This is a genomic window from Mycoplana sp. BE70, assembly GCF_031455855.1.
Lineage (GTDB): Bacteria > Pseudomonadota > Alphaproteobacteria > Rhizobiales > Rhizobiaceae > Mycoplana.
In genome coordinates this window covers 171,940-191,072 of record NZ_JAVDTM010000004.1, presented here as the reverse complement: position 1 = coordinate 191,072, position 19,133 = coordinate 171,940, and the positions used below count along the sequence as shown (strand labels likewise).

Annotated in this window: 20 protein-coding genes; 8 read left to right on the top strand and 12 right to left on the bottom strand. The window is 63.2% G+C overall.

The genetic code is table 11. From position 1 onward, the window contains the following. Positions 1 to 84: 84 nt before the first annotated feature. Together J2Y48_RS09420 and J2Y48_RS09415 are read left to right on the top strand one after the other, a co-directional pair. Positions 85 to 795, top strand: coding sequence for an AzlC family ABC transporter permease (locus J2Y48_RS09420; RefSeq protein WP_310416244.1), 711 nt, complete (start codon positions 85 to 87; stop codon positions 793 to 795). Between the two features lies 1 nt (position 796). Then, positions 797 to 1,111 carry an AzlD family protein gene (locus tag J2Y48_RS09415; protein ID WP_310416240.1) on the top strand — a complete coding sequence of 105 codons (315 nt, stop codon included), beginning with the start codon at positions 797 to 799 and terminating at the stop codon, positions 1,109 to 1,111. A 66-nt stretch (positions 1,112 to 1,177) separates the two neighbouring features. Here J2Y48_RS09415 and J2Y48_RS09410 read toward each other — a convergent pair whose 3' ends face one another. From J2Y48_RS09410 to J2Y48_RS09385, 6 genes are all read right to left on the bottom strand, one after another. Beyond that, complete coding sequence (locus J2Y48_RS09410) at positions 1,178 to 1,621, bottom strand: acetyltransferase (RefSeq protein ID WP_310416237.1); 444 nt, start codon at positions 1,619 to 1,621, stop codon at positions 1,178 to 1,180. A gap of 65 nt (positions 1,622 to 1,686) precedes the next feature. After that, complete coding sequence (locus J2Y48_RS09405; protein ID WP_310416233.1) at positions 1,687 to 3,528, bottom strand: aminopeptidase P family protein; 1,842 nt, start codon at positions 3,526 to 3,528, stop codon at positions 1,687 to 1,689. A 593-nt stretch (positions 3,529 to 4,121) separates the two neighbouring features. Then, positions 4,122 to 5,000, bottom strand: a complete 879-nt coding sequence (locus J2Y48_RS09400; protein ID WP_310416231.1) for a 50S ribosomal protein L11 methyltransferase — start codon at positions 4,998 to 5,000, stop codon at positions 4,122 to 4,124. Between the two features lie 200 nt (positions 5,001 to 5,200). Beyond that, entirely contained in the window at positions 5,201 to 6,331 is a 1,131-nt protein-coding gene (locus tag J2Y48_RS09395; protein WP_310416229.1) for an NAD(P)/FAD-dependent oxidoreductase, read from the bottom strand. A gap of 12 nt (positions 6,332 to 6,343) precedes the next feature. Beyond that, positions 6,344 to 6,943 (bottom strand): SCO family protein, encoded by a 600-nt coding sequence (locus tag J2Y48_RS09390; protein WP_310416225.1) that lies wholly within the window; start codon positions 6,941 to 6,943, stop codon positions 6,344 to 6,346. Between the two features lie 131 nt (positions 6,944 to 7,074). Beyond that, complete coding sequence (locus J2Y48_RS09385) at positions 7,075 to 7,233, bottom strand: hypothetical protein (RefSeq protein ID WP_310416222.1); 159 nt, start codon at positions 7,231 to 7,233, stop codon at positions 7,075 to 7,077. Between the two features lie 288 nt (positions 7,234 to 7,521). Between J2Y48_RS09385 and J2Y48_RS09380 the strand changes: the two genes are divergently transcribed. The 3 genes from J2Y48_RS09380 (at position 7,522) to J2Y48_RS09370 (ending at position 9,334) form a co-directional block, all read left to right on the top strand. Then, on the top strand, positions 7,522 to 7,986 hold the full coding sequence (locus J2Y48_RS09380; RefSeq protein ID WP_310416219.1) for a chemotaxis protein CheW: 465 nt from the start codon (positions 7,522 to 7,524) through the stop codon (positions 7,984 to 7,986). A 142-nt stretch (positions 7,987 to 8,128) separates the two neighbouring features. Beyond that, a complete protein-coding gene (gene pncA / locus J2Y48_RS09375; protein WP_310416216.1) occupies positions 8,129 to 8,761 on the top strand; it encodes a bifunctional nicotinamidase/pyrazinamidase in 633 nt (210 codons plus the stop codon). A 78-nt stretch (positions 8,762 to 8,839) separates the two neighbouring features. Then, positions 8,840 to 9,334 carry a hypothetical protein gene (locus J2Y48_RS09370; protein ID WP_310416213.1) on the top strand — a complete coding sequence of 165 codons (495 nt, stop codon included), beginning with the start codon at positions 8,840 to 8,842 and terminating at the stop codon, positions 9,332 to 9,334. Between the two features lie 55 nt (positions 9,335 to 9,389). Here the strand turns inward: J2Y48_RS09370 and J2Y48_RS09365 are convergent, their stop codons facing one another. Then, on the bottom strand, positions 9,390 to 9,875 hold the full coding sequence (locus tag J2Y48_RS09365; protein WP_310416211.1) for a CreA family protein: 486 nt from the start codon (positions 9,873 to 9,875) through the stop codon (positions 9,390 to 9,392). Between the two features lie 64 nt (positions 9,876 to 9,939). Next, complete coding sequence (locus J2Y48_RS09360; RefSeq protein WP_310416208.1) at positions 9,940 to 10,689, bottom strand: copper homeostasis protein CutC; 750 nt, start codon at positions 10,687 to 10,689, stop codon at positions 9,940 to 9,942. 178 nt (positions 10,690 to 10,867) lie between these two features. On the opposite strand from J2Y48_RS09360, the gene J2Y48_RS09355 reads away from it, so the two are divergent. The 3 genes from J2Y48_RS09355 (at position 10,868) to J2Y48_RS09345 (ending at position 14,210) form a co-directional block, all read left to right on the top strand. After that, positions 10,868 to 12,289, top strand: a complete 1,422-nt coding sequence (locus J2Y48_RS09355; protein WP_310416206.1) for an amidase — start codon at positions 10,868 to 10,870, stop codon at positions 12,287 to 12,289. 119 nt (positions 12,290 to 12,408) lie between these two features. Further along, positions 12,409 to 12,612 (top strand): DUF1059 domain-containing protein, encoded by a 204-nt coding sequence (locus tag J2Y48_RS09350; protein WP_310416203.1) that lies wholly within the window; start codon positions 12,409 to 12,411, stop codon positions 12,610 to 12,612. A 563-nt stretch (positions 12,613 to 13,175) separates the two neighbouring features. Then, positions 13,176 to 14,210, top strand: coding sequence for a DUF2778 domain-containing protein (locus J2Y48_RS09345; RefSeq protein ID WP_310416796.1), 1,035 nt, complete (start codon positions 13,176 to 13,178; stop codon positions 14,208 to 14,210). Between the two features lie 221 nt (positions 14,211 to 14,431). Here J2Y48_RS09345 and J2Y48_RS09340 read toward each other — a convergent pair whose 3' ends face one another. The 4 genes from J2Y48_RS09340 to J2Y48_RS09325 all read right to left on the bottom strand — a co-directional run bounded on the left by J2Y48_RS09340 (position 14,432) and on the right by J2Y48_RS09325 (position 19,124). After that, entirely contained in the window at positions 14,432 to 14,866 is a 435-nt protein-coding gene (locus tag J2Y48_RS09340) for a hypothetical protein (protein ID WP_310416200.1), read from the bottom strand. 145 nt (positions 14,867 to 15,011) lie between these two features. Next, the gene (locus J2Y48_RS09335; RefSeq protein ID WP_310416793.1) at positions 15,012 to 17,618 is read right to left on the bottom strand and encodes a UvrD-helicase domain-containing protein; all 2,607 of its coding nucleotides are present in this window, start codon (positions 17,616 to 17,618) and stop codon (positions 15,012 to 15,014) included. Positions 17,619 to 17,779: 161 nt separating this feature from the next. After that, on the bottom strand, positions 17,780 to 18,493 hold the full coding sequence (locus tag J2Y48_RS09330; protein ID WP_310416197.1) for a L,D-transpeptidase: 714 nt from the start codon (positions 18,491 to 18,493) through the stop codon (positions 17,780 to 17,782). Positions 18,494 to 18,716: 223 nt separating this feature from the next. After that, the gene (locus J2Y48_RS09325; RefSeq protein ID WP_310416193.1) at positions 18,717 to 19,124 is read right to left on the bottom strand and encodes a carboxymuconolactone decarboxylase family protein; all 408 of its coding nucleotides are present in this window, start codon (positions 19,122 to 19,124) and stop codon (positions 18,717 to 18,719) included. Positions 19,125 to 19,133: the final 9 nt, after the last annotated feature.

The window sequence follows — 19,133 nt, the reverse complement described above, 5'->3', positions numbered from 1 at the left end:
CAAAATTAATGAATATATCAGTCTAATTCAATTGCCCTGAAAGCTTGGTGCGAATAGACGGAGCCGTTAACGAGAGGCAGCCCCTTGAGCAAGGCAGATTTTAACGAAGGCATGCGCGGCGCGATGCCGTTGTGTATTTCCGCCGCACCGTTCGGTGCCCTGTTCGGCGCCGTCGCGGTCGCCAACGGCCAGACGATCGCCGAAGCGGCGTTGATGAGCCTCACACTGTTCGCCGGTGCGAGCCAGCTCGTCGGCATCGAACTGTTCGGCCAGAGGATCGCGCCGTGGATCATCGTGCTGTCGATCTTTGCGGTGAACTTCCGCCACATTCTCTATTCGGCGGCGATGGCGCCCTATGTGCGGCATTTCACGCCGGTCCAGAAGTTCTTCGGATTCTTCCTGCTGACAGACCCGCAATTCGCAGAGACGGTCAACCGTGGAGAGTCGGGGCGTAGGGTAAGTTTCTCGTGGTACCTCGGCTACGGGCTCATGATCTATGTACCATGGCAGGTGATGACGGTGCTCGGCGGTTTCTTCGGGAAATTGATCGGCGATCCGAAGGTGATCGGTATCGACGTGTTGCTGCCCATCTACTTCATGGCGCTGGTGCTCGGCTTCCGTAAGCGGTCGAACTTTCTTCCGGTCGTTGCCATGAGCGGCGCCGCCTCGGTGATCGCCTATCACACCGTCGGTTCGCCTTGGCACGTCAGCATCGGTGCTGTCGCCGCCATGCTGCTTGCAGCTGCACTTCCGGTGAAGCGCGAGCCGGAACGCCGCGCGGCGCGGAGGGGCTGACATGGAGGCGTTGTTCCACACCGACATGGTGCTCATCATTCTCGCCGGCGCAGTTGCCACTTTCCTGACGCGCATCGGCGGTTACGTGCTGATCACGCGGATGAAGTCGATCCCGCCGCGCCTTGAGGCGGCGCTGAACGCGGTGCCGGCGGCTGTCCTGACGACGCTCGTGGCGCCCGCCTTCTTTACCGGCGGGCCGGACGTGCAGGTTGCCATGGCCGCCGCCCTGATCGCCAGCCTTCGCCTGTCGATGCTGCCCATGCTGTTCGTCGGCTGGTGTGCGGTGATGCTGATGCGGTATGCGTTCGGCGGGTAAGGCCGGCAAGCAGAAGCCGAACGTGACCAGCAGACCCAACAGGATGGGCCTCTGGTCAGGAGGATCTTAGACTGTGCGATCGAAGCGAAGGTGCAATAGCGGATAGTCGCGGCCTTGGCTGTCTTTTTCGGAGCGCCCGATTCGCCTAAACCCCATTCGCTCGTAGAAGCCGACTGCTTGCGCGTTCTGCTCATTCACGTCGGTCGTCATCGTGGTGAGCAGTGACAAGCCATGAAGGACAAGCGCCCGGCCGATACCCACGCCTCTATTCGCCGGATCGACGAATAGAGCTTCCATATGTCCTCCATCCAACAACATGAATCCGAGCGCACGGTCGTCAGCGTCCACGGCCAACCAAAGCGGGGCGGCCGGAAGAAAATCGCGCACTTCATTCTCGATTTCGGCGCGATCTTCCGGGGTCAGAAAGTCATGCGTTGCGTCGACGGCGTCACGCCAAATGTTGACTACGCGCTCACCGTCTCGCGGTGTTGATACTCTGATCGCTATCACACAAATTCCCTAGCAGGCGGTATCCTAGGGCCCGGCTGGAGCCTAGAATTGACTGAATGGGCTTCCTACACCCCGTGGCTGAACGGTGCGGTCGCGGATGTCAGCCAGTCGCGCACCTTGGCGTCCTCGAGCAGCGGCATCAGCGCCGCGCGCGTCTGCGCATGGTACGCGTCGACCCAGTGCAATTCCTCGCGGGTCAGCAGTTCCGTCACGATCAGCCGCTTGTCGATCGGGCAGAAGGTCAGCGTCTCGAAGCCGAGCATGTCGATGTCGCCGCCGTCGACGGGGGCAGCCGGCAGGATATGGATCAGGTTTTCGATACGGATGCCGAAGCTTCCTGGCCGGTAGTAGCCGGGTTCGTTGGAGAGGATCATGCCCGGCAGCAGTTCCTGCGTCGAGAGCCGGGAGATGCGCTGCGGTCCTTCATGCACGGAGAGATAGGAGCCGACACCGTGGCCGGTGCCATGGGCGAAATCCGCGCCGGCCTTCCACAGCGCGATGCGGGCGAGCGGGTCCAGGTCGCAGCCGCGCGTCCCCTTGGGGAAGCGCGCGGTGCTGATGGCGATCATGCCCTTCAGGACGAGCGTGAAGAAGCGCTTCTGTTCCTCCGGTACGTCGCCGATCGCAACCGTGCGGGTGATGTCGGTCGTGCCGTTGATGTACTGCGCCCCTGAATCGATCAAAAACAGCGTCCCGCCTTCGATCTTCGCATCGGTATCGGTCGTCACGCGGTAATGCATGATTGCGGCATGGGCGCCGGCGCCGGAAATCGTATCGAAGGAGGTGTCCTTCAGCGGGTTCTGCATGCGCTCGCCGACGGTGGCGCGGCAGGCCTCCAGCTTCTTCGTCACCTCGATCTCGGTCAGCGTGCCCGGACGGCTGGCGTCGAGCCAGGCGAGGAACTCCACCATCGCCGCGCCATCCTGCAGGTGCGCCTTGGCCGAGCCAGCCAGCTCGATCTCGTTCTTGCAGGCGCGCGGCAGGCGGGCGGGATCGGCCGCTTCGATGACCGTGCCGCCGGCGGAACGAATTGCTTCGGCGAGCGCAAAAGGGGCCTGGTCCGGGTCGATCAGGATCTTCTTGCCGGCGCTGGAAAGAGCCGCGATCCGGCTGCCGAACTCCGACGGCGGCAGGAAGTCGGCAAGCTGGGTGAGGTAGGCCTCTTCCTCGATCCCCGTCTTGCGCTTGTCAATGAAGAGCTCCGCCTTGCCGTCCGCATGCAGGATGGCGCGGGCGAGGGGGTGAGGGGTGTGCGGGACATCGCTGCCGCGAACATTGAACAGCCAGGCGATCGTCGACGGATCGGTCACGGCCAGCGCGTCGGCCCCTGCCTCGCCAACCTTCGCCACCATTTCCGCGATCTTGTCCTTGGCCAGCTTGCCGGCAAATTCCTGCGGCTGGATGCGCACCCGCCCGAGCGGCTCTGCGGGTCGACCGGTCCAGATGCGGTCGAGCGGGTTGTGATCGAGCTGAACCAGCGTGCCGCCGATTTCCTTCAGCGCCTTCTCCAGCTTGCGCACCTCGGCGCCGGTGTGGAGCCAGGGATCGATGCTGAGGCGGAAGCCTTTCGCGACGTGCTTCGGAATCCACACGTGCGGCGGTTCGCCGACCAGGTCGCCCCCTTTGAAGACGCTGCCATCCACCTGTTCGGCGAGCTGCGTCACGTAACGGCCGTCGACGAATACGATCGCTTCGCCGCGCGTGACCAGCGCAACACCCGCCGAGCCGGTGAAGCCGGTCAGCCAAGACAGCCGCTCGGCACTTTTCGGCACATACTCACCTTGAAATTCGTCGGCGCGCGGCACGAGGAAGCCGTCGATGCCAAGCGTGTCGAAGGTGGCGCGCAGTGCGTCGGTCCGTTCGCGGCCGAACTGCGGGGTGGAGGTGACGTCGAAACTCTGAAACATGATTTGGCTTCCGGCTGGAACTGGACTCGCGCGACTCTAGAACAACTGCCGGCGAAGTGAAATCGTGGTCGTGGACAATCCGCTTTCCGGGCGGCCGGCCCGAGTCACAGTTCTGCCGGGAGGCAGAGGGCTTTGCGCGCGTCCATGCGCTGCATGCATAGCTCCCATGTCCAATTAATCCTGTCCTTATTTTTTGCTTCGGTTATAAAGCCCGCAACGAAGCGAACGCGAGTTCTGCTTCAAACGAAAGTAAACGAAAGTTTCGTCGAAAGGCGATGCTGCTAGGTGTTCCGATCAGACGCTTGTCCGGTCACTCCTCCTCCCTCCTCCGGGTAGGCGTTCGGAACACATAGGGTCCGCTTGAGCTCTCCTCCTCCTTAAGGCTCGCGGACAGGCCGGTTTTCCGGTCCTAGGCGGTGCCACTGGCACCGCCTTTTCTCTTTCCAGAACCTCCCGTCCGTATCCCTGCGCGGCCGGGAGGTTTTTTCTTTTCCAAGCAATGTCCCGTAAGTGGAGACCGGTTTCGGACAAAGACATGCGGGGTGGCAAAAGGCCAAGGCGCGCGACCGAATCAAAGAGGCCGCGACGCGGTTTCACTGCCTGTCGAGGTGGATCGTCACCCAGCCGTTGCGCCAGATCGTGCGCACATGCCGCAGGCCTACGCCGTTATAGGCCGACAAGACCTTCCAGCGCTGGTTGGCAAGAATTCCAGACAGGACGACGTGCCCGCCGGCCGCCAGATGCGCCACGAGCTGCGGCGCCATGCGCATCAGCGGACGGGCCAGGATGTTGGCGATGATCAGGTCGAACGGGCCGTGGCGGCGGAAGGCCGTGTGGTGAAATCCCGGCGCCGTCTCAAGCGTGATGCCGCTGGCGATTCCGTTGTGGCGTACGTTTTCGCGGGCCACCTTCGTCGCGATCGGATCGATGTCGGTCGCAAGGACGGGAATGGGGGCGAGCTTGCGGGCGGCGATCGCCAGCACGCCGCTGCCGGTCCCGAGATCGAGCGCGGAGCGGATCTTCGCCGAGCGCATGACCGTCTCGATCACTTCGAGGCAGCCGGCCGTCGTGCCGTGATGGCCGGTGCCGAAAGCCTGGCCGGCATCGATTTCGATGGCGATCTCGCCCGCTCGCACTGCGTCCCGGTCGTGCGAGCCGTGGACGACGAAGCGGCCCGCGCGCACCGGCTGCAGGCCCTCCAGCGACTTGGCGATCCAGTCGACGTCGGGGATGTCCTCGCGCTCGATCATCGCATCGGGAAAATCGTCCTTCAACAGCGCGGCGAAGCGTTCCCGGACCTCGTCTTCCTCGTCGGCCATCAGATAGACGGACGCTTCCCATCTGTCCGCCTTCTCATCAATCTCCATCGTGGCGATGGCGTATCCCTCTTCCTCGAAGACATCGGTCATCAAGTTGAGGATCGCATCGGCATTCCGCTCGGTCGTGGTGATGAAAAGACGGATCTCGCTCACGTGAGGCTGTTCCTGCATAGCTGGGCGGGCCGGGGTCGCCGACCGTTTTTGTTTTCGCGCATGCGCTAAAGCATGTCTCCCGAAAGTGGGCACCGGTTTCGGAACCAAGACATGCGAAAGAACAAGGACCTAAAGCGCGGCAAGCGGATCTGAAAGATCGCGACGCGCTTTAGCATGTCCGGCGCACCGCGCAAAGTCGTTCATTGCGTTCTGGCGATCCAGGGCGGGTGGGGCGTGTCCATGCCGGCGATTCCCGACACGAGCCGGCGCTCGGCAAAGGGAAGATAAGTCATCAGCGGCAGCAGCCGTTCGCGCAGCATGAGGGCTGCCGGGCGCTCCAGGGTGGCAAGCGCCGTCAGCATCCGGGTCTGGCGCAGCACACCGCGTACGGCCGGCAGGCGCAAAGCCGAATATTCTGTTTCTCGCCCCTCGGAAATGAGCCAGGCGAGCCAGCAGGCATCCTCGATGCCGAGATTCATGCCGCGAGCTCCGATCGGCGAATGAATGTGGGCCGCGTCGCCGGCGAGATAGACGCGGCCGATCGACATCGCCTCGACATGCCTGAAGCTTACCTTGAAATCCGATCGCCAGGTCTGCTCGAGCGGATCATGCGGATGGACAATGCGGTCCTCGAAGTCCGGCAGCGTCGAGATGTAGCGCAATACGTTGGCACGGACCGGAATGCAGCCAAGCACGCCGGGATTGATGAAATCCACGCGCGCATAGCTGACGTCGACTGGGACGTCATAGGCATAGTCGGCCAGGAAGAAGTCGTTCTCCAGCGCCTCGCCTGGAAAGGTGAAGCCGCAGGCATTGCGCACGATCGAATGGGCGCCGTCGGCACCCACGAGGATCGTCGGCTTCACCGTTTCGCCGCTGTCGTCCTTGCGTATGAGCGTCACCTCAGGGGTCTCCGCGCCTCCCTCCACGGTGTTCACCGTCGTGTGCCACTCGGGTTCGACCTCGAAGGTACGGAGTTGCTCCAGCAAGAGCCGTTCCGTGGCGCTCTGCGGCAGGATGCTCAAGGCCGGGGCCTGTCCGCGGAACTTGTTCGTGTGAATGGTCAGCAGCGGGGTGCCCCGCGACGTGAGCCGAAGCCCCTCGATCGCTATCGCCTGCTCGCGGATCTGTCCGGCAACGCCGGACGGTTCGAGCAGTTCCAGTGTCCGCGCATTGACGCCGAGCGCCCGGCTTTCGCTCTCCGAGACGGGCCCATCGGTCTGGGTCACGATCCGCGGCTTGATTCCCCGTCTGGCCAGTTCGAGCGCAAGTGTGAGACCAACTGGTCCCGCGCCGGCGATGAGGATCGAAATGTCGGCGCGTGAAACCATGACCGGAGATCCTTATCCTTTGATGAGGTTCTCCAGCTTTTGTACGGCAACATCGGGGTTCTCGCCATAGGAGATGGTGCCTCGGAAGCGCCCATCGCGGTCGAGCAGGAAGACAGAGGCGGTGTGATCCATCGTGTACTCGCCCGTCGGATCCTTCTCATCGACCGGGACTTTCCGCGCATAGACGCGAAACCCCTTCACCATGTCCATGACCTTGTCGGCCGGCCCGGAAATGCCGGTGATACGGCTGGAAACGTTGGAAACATAGGCTCCGAGGATTTCCGGTGTGTCGCGTTCCGGATCGACGGTGACGATATAGGCCTGCATTTTTGTGCCGTCCGGGTCGACCTTGGCGAGCCAACCATCGAGCTCGAAGAGGGTCGTCGGGCAAACTTCCGGGCAGTGGGTGAAGCCGAAGAACAGCGCCGTCGGCTTGCCCGTGAAGGCCTTTTCGGTGATCGGTTGACCATCCTGGGCGACGAGCGCGAAGGGCACGCCGAACGGTCCCTCCGCGAGTTTTTCGCCACTCTTTGACATCTCCAGGGTCAACCAGCCGAGCAGACCCGCCAGAAGGGCTATGGCAATCCAGAGCGCGATGCGTACGGTTTTCATAAAGTTATCCGATATGTAACTGCCGCCCCGGTTGTGGGCGACCTTGCTGGAGTCATAGTTCTTTGGGCGCTTGTCGGCAAATGCGCGTATCGCCGCAACCGCGTGCTCGCGGCAATGTGATCACGACAAACTCAAAAGCACCAGGAGAGACCTGTCTCCGCCATAGTAAGCAGGATCGAAGATCCGTGATCGACCCACCCGGCGAAGGCCAGCGAAAACAGCACGGCGAACAACGCAAACGCCAGCGCGAGCGTTATGCCGGAACGGACGGTGAGGCGGCTTGTAGTCATATGTATAACCTAGCGTACATTGATCCGAACGGGAATGAGGTAGCGCGAACCTTTTGCGCATGTGACGCGACCGTCACATGCGATCGGCACGGCGGCGGGATAGATCGCCGCAAACACCTCGAAATCCGCCTGTGCGGGCAGGCCGGTTAGGGTTTGCTTAATCTCTCTCTGCAAGGCTCCCAGGGCGTATGGGGCCGGAAACGGCCGTTCGGGCATGAGGTCCGCAGGCCATCAGGGCCTCTCGCGCATTTGCGATCCTGCCGCCGAAATCTGGGAAGAGTCCGAGCCATGTCCAACGCCATCAAGCAGTCGGGTGCCTATCTCGAAATTGTTTCGTTTCATCTGGGTGACCAGGAATTCTGCATCGACATCATGGCCATCCGGGAAATCCGCGGCTGGGCGCCGGTGACGCCGATGCCGCATACGCCGCCTTACGTGCTCGGCCTGATCAACCTGCGCGGTGCCGTGATTCCGGTCATCGACATGGCCTGCCGTCTCGGCATGAAGATGACGGAGCCGTCCGAGCGTTCCGCCATCATCGTCACGGACATCGGCGGCAAGCTGGTCGGCCTGCTCGTCGAGCAGGTCTCCGACATGATGACCATAAAGAGCGAAGACCTGCAGCCGGCGCCGGAAATCATTCCCGAAGCCCAGCGCGCCTTCTGCCGCGGCATCGTCGCGCTGGAAAAGACGATGGTCTGCTTCCTCAACCTCGATACGGTCATTGCCGACGAGCTGGCGCAGGCCGCCTGATCAGACCAATCGCGGATCGCATCCAGCACCCCGGCCGGAACACCGCCGGGGTCTTTGCCATTCAGTTTGTTGATTCCCTGCGCTAGGATGCCACATCCTTCCCGGTCGGGCAGGTATCTTCCCGACAGTCGGAGTGCTGACCATGAAATGCCTGTTGCTTGTTGACCTCCAGAACGGCTTCTGCCCTGGCGGCAATCTTGCCGTTGCCGGCGGTCACGAGGTTATTCCCGTGGCGAACCGGCTGATGGCGGACGGCGGCTATGATTTGATCGTGGCGTCGCAGGACTGGCATCCGGCCGATCACGGCAGCTTCGCCTCTAATCACCCCGGCAGCCAAGCCTTCGAGATGGGCGAACTGGCCGGCAAGCCGCAAATGTTGTGGCCGGATCATTGCGTCCAGCACACGGATGACGCCGCGCTGCATCCCGACCTCGACCAGTCGAAAATCGCCCACGTCCAGCGCAAGGGCATGAACCGGCACGTCGACAGCTATTCGGCGTTTCGCGACAATGATCGTACGGCGCACACTGGCCTGGCGGACTTCTTGAAGGGACGCGGCGTCACCGAACTCGATATCGGCGGGCTTGCGACCGACTACTGCGTCCAGGCCTCGGCGATAGACGCCGTGGAGATGCTGCCCGGCGTGCGGGTCCGCTTCGTCGAGGACCTGAGCCGCGGCATCGATCCGGCCACGATCAAGGCTGCCGAGGAGGCGATGGCGGCGGCCGGCGTACAGACGGTGACGTCCGCGGAGATCCTTCTCGAGGCTCGCTGACGCTCAACGCAGTTCGGAACTATCGGGACGAGCAGACATTTCCCTCTTGAATGCGCAAGACGCTGAAGGGAGAGAGTCATGCAATTTCTCGCAACGTGTTCGTCGATCCTGCTGACTGCCGCACTTGCCGGGCCTGCATTTGCGGCAACGACGATCGAAGGCGCGAAAGTGCCAATTCCGACACAACGCCCAGCCCACGTACAGACGGCGCAGGCCACGACCGGCGGTGACGACGCGTCCGGCTCGATGGTCGTGCCGCCGGCGAGCGGGGCAGGGACCGATGCGGTGACGACAGGCGCCATCAACCCCGCCGTTTCGGGCATCGGCGACTTCACGGCGGTGGACATCACCAAGATCGCTGTGATGCGCGTCGACGAGGTTCCTGACGACGACACGCGTGACCAGTACCGCCGACTGCCCGATGGGAAGTCGGCCGAAGTACGCAAGCTGCAGACCGATATCCGGTCGAATCCCGACCTTGCCGCCGCATTGGAGGCGCAACAGGTCGACATCAGCAAAGTCATTTCCGTCCAACAGAATGGGGACGGCAGCGTGACCTTCATCGTCATGTGAGCGGTGGTCGCACGGCGGTCAGCCTTGGCGGGACGTCAGAAAGGCCCGCCGACAACTACTGCGGCTTTCCCTTCGACCACGTGACCTGTTCGCCAAAAAGCGGCACCGTGGAGATTGACATCTTTGCCGATCCGTCCGTCAGTTCCCGCGAATGGGCCAGGTAGATCAGCGTGTCGTTCTGGCGATCGTAGATCCGGGTCACGACGAGCTTCTTCCAAATCAGCGACAGGCCCGCCTTGAAGACCTCCTCGCCACCCTTTGAAAGGCTGATGTCGCCGATCGTGATCGGACCGGTCTGCTGGCAGGAGATTGCATTGTTGGAGGGGTCCTCGAACCAGTTGCCCTTCTGGAGCCGGTCGAGAACGCCCCTGTCGAAATAGGTGATGTGGCAGGTCACGCCGGAGACCTCCGGATCGCTCACCGCATCGATCATGATGTCGTTGCCCATCCAGTCCACGCCGACCTCGCCGACCGTGTCGGCGGAGGCTGCTGTGGCGAAAAGGCAGAGGCTTGCGGCAAGGGCGAGGCGCAGGGCGGTCATCGGTCGGTCTCCATCGGGGCTATCCCTTTCAGGTAGGTGGACGGAGCAACTTTGCAACGCCGCGTCAGGCGCTCTTTGCCGCGGCGATCGTCGCACGCACGGCGTCGCGATCCGTCAGCGTCAGCTCGTACTCGCGGTCTTTCTCCGTGCCGCCCATGCCGACACGCGGGTTGCGGAAGCGCATGCCGCTTGCAACCGTCTTCAGCGCCGCGAAGTGCATCTCCTTCAAACCCGCGCCGTCGCGCACGGCCTTGATGTTTGTGGCATCGAGCGCGCCACAGCCCATGATGGCGATGCGGTCGCCTGCCTGCTCGGTCGTCTTCTTGAGGATCTCCAGTCCCTCGAGCGCCGTGTCGCGCTGGCCGGAGGTCAGGACGCGGTCGATACCGCAGCGGATCAACGCCTCCAGCGCCTCGCCGGCGTCGGCCGTCATGTCGAAGGCGCGGTGGCAGGTGACCGACATCGGCCGCGCTGCCTCGACCAGTGCCTTCGTGCGCTCCTCGTCGATGCGGCCGTCCGGGGTCAGGCAGCCGATGACGACGCCGGCGACACCTTCGGAACGAAGGGCCAGGATGTCGTCGCGCATCGTCTCGAACTCGGTCTGCGAATAGAGGAAATCGCCGCCGCGCGGCCGGATGATCACGTGGACCGGGATGCGGGCCGCCTTGACCGCCGCGCGGATGGTCGCAAGGCTCGGCGTCAGTCCGCCTTCCACCAGGCTTGCGCAGAGCTCGACGCGATCGGCGCCGGCCTCCTGGGCGGCCAGAAATCCATCAATGCCTTCGACGCAGAGTTCGATGAGCGGGATGGTCATGACGATACCCCTGAACTGATTCCGCAGGCACGTTATGGCGGCGCGGTCGCATGGGCAATGGGTCTTGCCCATGCCGCGCGCCTTGCAAAGGGAAACCGTGTATGGGAGCGGAGCTGCCATTTCCTATGGGCGCGCGCTGCGCTATCCATCTGGCAAGACGTGTCAGGGGGAGCGCATCTTGGACAACATCACCGACCTTTGCGCCGTGGAGCTGTCGGCGGCCATTCACGCGGGCAACGTTTCGTGCCGATCCGTCATGGCGGCCTATCTGGCGCGGATCGAGGCGCTCAATCCGAAAATCAACGCGATCGTCAGCCTGCGCGACGAATCCGACTTGATGGCCGAGGCCGAAGCTGCAGACCGCGCGCTTGCAGAGGGATGCTCGCGGGGATGGCTTCATGGCGTTCCTTTTGCCGTCAAGGACCTGTCCGAGGCGAAGGGGCTCCGCTGCACCTACGGGTCGCAGATCTATCAGGATTTTGTGCCCGACTTCGACGACATCCACGTCGAGCGCATCCGTGCCGCCGGTGCCATCATCATCGGCAAGACGAACGCACCGGAGATGGGGCTCGGTTCACACACCTACAACGACGTTTTCGGCGCCACGCACAATCCGTATGATCTCACCAAAAGCGCCGGCGGCTCCTCCGGTGGGGCGGCGGCAGCGCTTGCGGCGCGGCTTGTGCCGGTGGCGGATGGCAGTGACATGATGGGGTCGCTGCGAAACCCGGCTGCGTTCAACAACGTCATCGGCTTCCGGCCGAGCTTCGGCCGCGTGCCGTCGCTCGGCAACGAGCTCTATCTCGGCCAGCACGCGGTAAACGGGCCGATGGGGCGCTGTGTTGCCGACGTGGCGGCGCTGCTTGCGACCCAGGCCGGCTATGATGCGCGCGACCCGCTATCCCTGCCGACCGAGGAAATGTTTCCGGTTGAGCGCACCGACTTTTCCGGAGCGAAGATCGGTTGGCTCGGCGACCATGGCGGCCATCTGGCCTTCGAACCGGGCGTGCTGGAGCTCTGCCGCGAGGCGCTTGGCGTCTTTTCCGCGCTCGGCGCTTCCGTTTCGGACGTGCAGGCGGGTTTCGACATGGACCGCCTCTGGTGGGGCTGGCGGACCTACCGTCATCTTCTCGTCGCCGGCGGGCAGGGGGCTGACTACGCGGACGCTGCCAGGCGAGCAAGGATGAAGCCGGCGATGATCTGGGAGATCGAGAACGGGCAGGATCTTTCGGCCCGCGACGTACTCGCTGCCTCTGCGATCAGGAGCGATTGGTACCGCTACGTCCTTGAACTGTTTCAGACCTTTGATTTCCTGATCCTGCCGTCGGCGCAAGTCTTTCCCTTTGACGTGACGCTCCAATGGCCGAAGGAGATTGCCGGGCGCGCCATGGACACCTACCACCGGTGGATGGAGGTGGTGATCGGCCCGACAATGGCCGGCTTGCCGGTCGCCGCCATGCCGGCAGGGTTCGGCGACAACGGCCTGCCGGCCGGCATCCAGATCATCGGGCGGCCACGGGCAGACAAACTGGTGCTGCAGATGGCTGCAGCCTACGAGGCGCAGGTGGACTGGCTGCGGAGATTGCCGTCAATCGCTTGAGGGAAGGCGACCGTTTGTGATTTGTCGATTTCTTCCGTGCGACGTATCCTTTCGGTAGCCGGCGCGCGGACCATGGTTGTGGCGCGCCGCTGGCGACCATACATTGTCGGGAGGTTTCGATGGGCCGGAAGTACATCGACTGCCGGGAGTTTCCGAGTGACATGAAGTGCACGATCGCGATATCGGCCGACAGCGAAGACGAACTGATCAACGCGGCCGTGCAGCATGCGGTCACCGTTCACGGCGAGCATGATACGCCCGCGTTCCGCGCGGAAATCCGCAAGGCCGTCCATGACGGCATGCCGCCGCTGAAAGTGGCCTGAAGGTCCAGTTGGCGTGAATGCGCCCATCTAGCGCCGGCGTTTCGGCATGTTCGGCGCGGGTTTGACGTTGACCGTTCAGATGGTTAACGCGCGAAAAAATCCATACATCACTAGCGACCGAAACGGCAAATCGACAGATTCCCGCAAAATTTGAATCTCGTCGCATAAGCCCTTGAAAAGACGTGATTTTTTGGCCGAGCGAGTCGCTCTTACACGGGTAGTCCGCGCTTTTTGTCAATCCCCGTAAAGGAATTGCTTACCATAGTTTGACACCATTTCCGTCATTGTTTCGACCGGTCCGCATGGCACGGGGCGCTCAGTTTCCGGGCGTGTCGACGCCAAATACCGGTCCCGACGACAATCCGTTTGATTGGCGCCGGATCGAGTCACCAGTACCTTGGGTAACGAGTATCATGGCGTCTGTCATCGTTGCGAGCAGTGAGTTCCAGCCCCGTCGCGGGTCTTTCCGGTTCCTCAAGAAATCACGTGGCCTTTTATTCGGAGCGGTTGTCGTTTGCTTTGGCGTCGCAACGTCGTCCTGGGTTATCGGTGCTTTGGCTACGGTGCAGGCGGTGACGCCGGCTGCTTCGATCGAAAAGGAGAACCGCCTGCAGGTTTCCCTCGATCTTCCAGCCCTGGAACATGAGGTGCCGGTCCAGCGGAACATCCGGGTCCGGAAGTTCGAACGGCTTTCCAAAACGCCGGCAGAGCAGCTTTGGCCGGCCGGCCTCACCGCCGAAGCGATCAAATCGCATCAACGCAAGAAGAACGCGATGGCGACGATGAGGCTGGCGATGGAAACGGCGCAAAAGCTGAACGAGTTGACCGTCGCTGCCGCCTCGCAGGTCCAGAACGGCGTTGTCGCCGAAGCGCGCGCCCAGATTCAGGGCTCGCTCGTGACGGCCCTCGTCGATCCTGGCTCGACGCGTGACGCGGTGCTGGCAAAGCCCTTCGGTCTCGTGATGAGCGAGGAGGCGCATCCACTCCCGGACACAATCCCGCTGCCCGAAGGGCGTCCGCAGGTGCTTGCGAAGGCCACGGAAGACAAGCCGGACCGGCGCGAGGTCAAGCCATCCGTGAAAGAACTCGCTTATGCCAGCCCGGCGCAGGTCGACACCGACGACGAGGTGCGCGAAAAGGTGCGGCCGAGCTTGTTCGGTTCGCGCAGCCGCGCCCGTGGGCGCACCGCCTATTACGACATTGCAGCCGGTGTCGTTCATCTTCCGAACGGGGAGCGGCTCGAGGCGCATTCCGGAATCGGCCAGATGCGCGACAATCCGAAATACGTGCACATGAAGATGCGCGGATCGACACCTCCAGGCACCTTCAAGCTGACGATGCGCGAGAAGCTCTTTCATGGCGTGCAGGCGTTGCGCATGACGCCGGTCGACGGTGTCCATCCGCATGGACGCACCGGTCTGCTCACGCACTCCTACCTGCTTGGCAGGAATGGCAATTCGCACGGTTGCGTCGCGTTCAAGAACTATCCCCGCTTCCTGGCGGCCTATAAGCGTGGCGAGATCGACACGCTTGTCGTCGTGCCGAGCATGAATGCCGGCAAGAGCCAGTTTGCCTCACTGTTTGGCAGGCAGGGGTGAACAGGAGCACGACCACACAGAAACTCCGCCGGTCAAACTGTGACCGGCGGCTCCAAGTCGTCGGCAGCGCGCACACTTGATCACGCCGCGTTCACACATCCGGCGACGCTGACAACATCCGCGCCCGCAGCCTCAGCGCCGCGCACGAAAACCGCTTTCGCGCTTCGTGCCCGCATGCAATCCTGTGTCCGAAGATCGCTTCCGGTCTCCGAGGCCGGGCGCTAGGCCATGAACAACCGACGCAGCGTGGCGAAGAAGCCGGGCGACTTGGGTGCAAGGACTACCCGAATCTGTGCCGCTGCCGTTGCTGCGCTTACAGCCGATCCATAATGGCAATAGCAGATGACCTCGTGCAACTCGTCGTCCGAGAGGTCGAAGAAACGCCGTGCTTCGCCATAGGTATCGTCTGCCAGCCCGGCTGCACGCAGGACGGGATCGGCGTAGGCGACGGAAATCGGCGAACCATCGCCGCGCATGTTCGCGCGGACACTCGGTGACTGATGCTCGGTCTGGCGCAGGGTCGACAGGTGCCAGTGCGGATTTTTCTCGAGGAGTTCCGCCCAGCGTTCCAGCCGCTCCTTGCGGGTCATTGTCTGAGCCGGATAGGTCTCGACTTCTGCAACAAGCCGCAGTTGTTCCACTGTTTGATGCTTCATCTTGGACTCCCATTCAGAGGATGGATGCTCCGCCCCCCAATGCTCATGCAGCCCCTAGGTGAAGGGTGACTCCACTGCGAACAGATGTCCAATCACGATCGAAGGCGGGCAAAAAAGAATGCTCGCCCTGCGGCGGGGACGCCGTTTACGCCCGCTCCACGAAGCCGTCCAGCACCCTCTTTTGGCCGGCGCGGTCGAAATCGATCGTCAGCTTGTTGCCCTCGACGGCGGCGACGTTGCCGTTGCCGAACTTCAGGTGGAAGACGCGGTCGCCGACCGAGAAGCGCGACGGCTCGGTCGTGGTCGACTTGGCGACGAGTTCGCCTTCGATGGTGCGGGCGCGCGGTCCGCTTTCGCCGTAACCGATGCGCTCGACCGCATGGCCGGAGCGGTTGCCCCAGTTGTCGCGGGTGGCGTCGGTCTTGTTCTGCTGCGCGCGGCGCCAGCCGGGGGTGGAGTAGCTGTTCTGGAACGGCTCCTGCTTGTCGAAGCGCGATTGGCCATAGCCGCCGCCGCGCCCGTAGCCGCCGTAAGACTGGTCGGATTCGGCCACTTCGACATGCGCCTCGGGGAGTTCGTCGAGGAAGCGCGAGGGGATGGTCGACTGCCAAAGGCCATGGATGCGGCGGTTGGAGACGAACCAGATGTGGCAGTTGCGCTTGGCGCGGGTGATGCCGACATAGGCGAGGCGGCGCTCCTCCTCAAGGCCCGCACGGCCGCCTTCGTCGAGGGCGCGCTGGTGCGGAAACAACCCTTCCTCCCAGCCGGGCAGGAAGACCGTTTCGAACTCGAGCCCCTTGGCGGAGTGCAGCGTCATGATCGACACGGCGTCGAGGTCCTCGTTCTGCTCGGCATCCATGACGAGCGCGACGTGTTCGAGGAAGCCGCGCAGGCTCTCGAACTGCTCCATCGAGCGGATCAACTCCTTCAGGTTCTCCAGCCGCCCCGGCGCCTCGGCCGACTTGTCGTTCTGCCACATCGCCGTGTAGCCGCTCTCGTCGAGGATCTGCTCGGCGAGTTCGGTGTGCGGCATGGTCTCCAGCAGCGCCTGCCAGCGCTTGAAATCGGTGACGACGTCGAACAGCGCCTTGCGCGCCTTCGGCTTCAGCTCGTCGGTCTCGATGATGTCGCTTGCCGCCGCCAGCATCGGAATGTCGCGGGCGCGGGCATAGTCGTGCAGGTTGCGGATGGTCGTGTCACCGAGGCCGCGCTTCGGCGTGTTGACGATGCGCTCGAAGGCGAGGTCGTCGGCCGGCTGGCAGACGAGGCGGAAATAAGCCATGGCATCGCGGATTTCCAACCGCTCGTAGAAGCGCGGGCCGCCGATGACGCGGTAGTTCAGGCCAAGCGTGACGAAGCGGTCTTCGAACTCGCGCATCTGGAAGGAGGCGCGCACCAGGATCGCCATGTCGTTGAGGTTGTGGCGCTTGCCGTTGCGGTCCGGGCGCTGCAGCGTCTCGATCGTTTCGCCGACGGCGCGGGCTTCCTCTTCGGAATCCCAGGCGGCATGCACGATGACCTTGCCGTCCTCCGGATCAACGCGGTCGGTGAACAGCGTCTTGCCGAGCCGGCCCTCGTTGTGGGCGATCAGGTGCCCGGCGGCGCCGAGGATATGGGCGGTGGAGCGATAGTTGCGCTCCAGCTTGATGACCTTGGCGCCCGGAAAATCCTTGTCGAAGCGCAGGATGTTGTCGACCTCGGCGCCGCGCCAGCCGTAGATCGACTGGTCGTCGTCGCCGACGCAGCAAATATTTATTTGCTGCTTTTCTTTTGCGCTCGCGCTGTCGCCGCTGCGCGGCTCGCTCCGCGGGGGCGCGCCATCGGGCGCGACGGCCACTTGGCCTTGCCGTCCTTCGGACGGACCCCGTGCCGCGCTTGATGCCGGCGACCGCTGCGCCAAAAGCCGCAGCCACATGTACTGGGCGGTGTTGGTGTCCTGGTACTCGTCGACGAGGATGTAGCGGAACTTCTGGTGATACTCGCGCAGGATATCCGGATTGGCGCGGAAGATGCGGATCGGGTGCAGCAGCAGGTCGCCGAAGTCGCAGGCGTTCAGCGTCTTCAGCCGGGTCTGGTAGGCCGCGTAGAGTTCGCGGCCCTTGCCGTTGGCAAAGGCGCGCGCGTCGCCTTCGGGGATCTGCGCCGGATCGAGGCCCTTGTTCTTCCAGGTGTCGATCATGCCGGCGAACTGCTTGGCCGGCCAGCGCTTGTCGTCCAGGCCCTCCGCCTGGATCAACTGCTTGATCAGCCGCACGACGTCGTCGGTGTCGAGAATGGTGAAATCGGATCGCAGCCCGGCCAGTTCGGCATGGCGGCGCAAGAGCTTGACGCCGATCGAGTGGAAGGTGCCGAGCCAGGGCATGCCCTCGACGGCGCCGCCGACGAGCAGGCCGATGCGCTCCTTCATTTCGCGGGCGGCCTTGTTGGTGAAAGTCACGGCGAGAATCTGCGAGGGAAAGGCGCGGCCGGTGGCGAGGATATGGGCGATGCGGGTCGTCAGCACGCGCGTTTTGCCGGTGCCGGCGCCGGCGAGCACCAGCACCGGGCCGTCCAGCGTCTCGACCGCCTCGCGTTGCTCGGGGTTGAGACCGGCGAGATAGTCGGGCGCACGGTGCGCGTCGCGGGCAGCCATGGCGCGCGCGGCAATGCCGCCGGTCGGCGCGTGACCGGATTTCTGGCCAGGGGCAGGGGCCTTCTTCAGCGCCGGATCCTCGTCGTCGAAGAAGGGAATGTCGTCGTAACCGCTCATCATGCGGCCCAATGTAGTGATTCGGGGGCGAAAGGCCAGTTTTGTGTTCTTCTTTTATTCCGGTCTTTCGATCGCAAGAACGAAGGTGTGGATAGCCATGCACCCGTCAGCCGCTCCACTCCCGGTGCCGGACAACTATAATTGCCGGCACCGGTAAGGCGCATTCAGGCCTGAAGCGGTTCCTGGTGAACGACGATCCGGGCGTGATACGGCACACGCTTGTAAAGGTCGATCACGTCCTGGTTCATCAGACGAACGCAGCCGGCCGAGACGGCCTTGCCGATCGATTTCCATTCCCGGGTTCCATGCAGCCGATAGAGGGTGTCCCGGCCATTCTGGAAGATATAGAGGGCGCGCGCCCCGAGCGGGTTCTTCACGCCGGGCTCCATGCCGCCGTTGGCGATGGAATATTTTTCGAGCTCCGGCTGGCGCGCGATCATTTCGTTCGGCGGCTTCCAGCGGGGCCAGTGCTGACGCCAGTGGATGATGCCTTCGCCCTGCCAGGAAAAGCCATCGCGGCCAATCCCGACGCCGTAGCGCATCGCCGTGCCGCCCGGCTCGACGACGTAGAGGAAGCGCGACGGCGTATCGACGACGACGGTTCCGGCCGGCTCTCCGGTCGGGTTTTCAACGCGTTGCCTGTAGAACTTGGGATCGATCTGCTGGTACGGAACGGCCAGAATCGAGTGACCGCCATCCTCGACCGCGCCGTACATGGCATCCAGTTCAGCGGTCGTCGCCGGTTCGATCGGGCGCCGGAGCGTTTGTGGGATGGGCGCGTCCTTGCCGCTCGGCGTTGTGGTGGTACAGCCCGCCAGCGCCGCGGCAGCGGCAGTCAAAATGAACGTTCTCCGTGACGTGAGAGATGCAGCCGACATTTAGGGGAGTTTCTTTCCGGGGTGGAGGTGTGTGCAGGCCGATGCCTACCCATGTTCCCGACGGCATGACAAGGCTGGAGGGCGATCACATCTTTGTCATGGGAATGATGGGCCAGGGATTGTGTCTGAAATGCCGCGGAGGCGGGCGAAAAGGGCCAGCGGCCAGGGGCAGCGCGGCACGGACAGGGATCGCCCGGGCTGCCTTGGTTGTGGTGCCGCCGAGTCAGCTGCGGTCGGCGTCGAATGCCGGATCGACCGGGACCTGCAGCGCGGTTGCGAGCTGGTTCGTTTTGGCAGCGAGCGCGATGATCCCCATCAACTCGGCGTGTTGCTCGGGGCTCATGCCTTTCGCCTTTGCCGCTGCCGTATGCGAGTGGACGCAGTAATTGCAGCCGTTGGTGGCCGACACGGCGATGTAGAGCATTTCCTTGACGAGTGGATCGAGCGTCGAAGGTGTTGCCATGATTGCCTTGACCTCGCGCCAGGTGTTTTCCAGCAGGGCAGGGTCGAAGGCGAGGTAGAGCCACATATTGTTGATGAAGTCGGATTTGCGCGTGGTGCGGATGTCGTCGAAGACGGCCTTGACGCGCGGATCGGCCTCAAGGTCGGCGGCGGGCTTGATGGTGCTCATGGCGAGGCT

Excerpts from the sequence above, each read along its gene's own strand:
- J2Y48_RS09340 (WP_310416200.1), bottom strand. The coding sequence starts at position 14,866 with ATGAAGCATCAAACAGTGGAACAACTGCGGCTTGTTGCAGAAGTCGAG.
- J2Y48_RS09335 (WP_310416793.1), bottom strand. The coding sequence starts at position 17,618 with ATGATGAGCGGTTACGACGACATTCCCTTCTTCGACGACGAGGATCCG.
- J2Y48_RS09370 (WP_310416213.1), top strand. The coding sequence starts at position 8,840 with ATGCAATTTCTCGCAACGTGTTCGTCGATCCTGCTGACTGCCGCACTT.
- J2Y48_RS09395 (WP_310416229.1), bottom strand. The coding sequence starts at position 6,331 with ATGGTTTCACGCGCCGACATTTCGATCCTCATCGCCGGCGCGGGACCA.
- J2Y48_RS09360 (WP_310416208.1), bottom strand. The coding sequence starts at position 10,689 with ATGACCATCCCGCTCATCGAACTCTGCGTCGAAGGCATTGATGGATTT.
- J2Y48_RS09325 (WP_310416193.1), bottom strand. The coding sequence starts at position 19,124 with ATGAGCACCATCAAGCCCGCCGCCGACCTTGAGGCCGATCCGCGCGTC.
- J2Y48_RS09415 (WP_310416240.1), top strand. The coding sequence starts at position 797 with ATGGAGGCGTTGTTCCACACCGACATGGTGCTCATCATTCTCGCCGGC.
- J2Y48_RS09350 (WP_310416203.1), top strand. The coding sequence starts at position 12,409 with ATGGGCCGGAAGTACATCGACTGCCGGGAGTTTCCGAGTGACATGAAG.
- J2Y48_RS09330 (WP_310416197.1), bottom strand. The coding sequence starts at position 18,493 with ATGTCGGCTGCATCTCTCACGTCACGGAGAACGTTCATTTTGACTGCC.
- J2Y48_RS09365 (WP_310416211.1), bottom strand. The coding sequence starts at position 9,875 with ATGACCGCCCTGCGCCTCGCCCTTGCCGCAAGCCTCTGCCTTTTCGCC.
- pncA (WP_310416216.1), top strand. The coding sequence starts at position 8,129 with ATGAAATGCCTGTTGCTTGTTGACCTCCAGAACGGCTTCTGCCCTGGC.
- J2Y48_RS09385 (WP_310416222.1), bottom strand. The coding sequence starts at position 7,233 with ATGACTACAAGCCGCCTCACCGTCCGTTCCGGCATAACGCTCGCGCTG.
- J2Y48_RS09405 (WP_310416233.1), bottom strand. The coding sequence starts at position 3,528 with ATGTTTCAGAGTTTCGACGTCACCTCCACCCCGCAGTTCGGCCGCGAA.
- J2Y48_RS09380 (WP_310416219.1), top strand. The coding sequence starts at position 7,522 with ATGTCCAACGCCATCAAGCAGTCGGGTGCCTATCTCGAAATTGTTTCG.
- J2Y48_RS09390 (WP_310416225.1), bottom strand. The coding sequence starts at position 6,943 with ATGAAAACCGTACGCATCGCGCTCTGGATTGCCATAGCCCTTCTGGCG.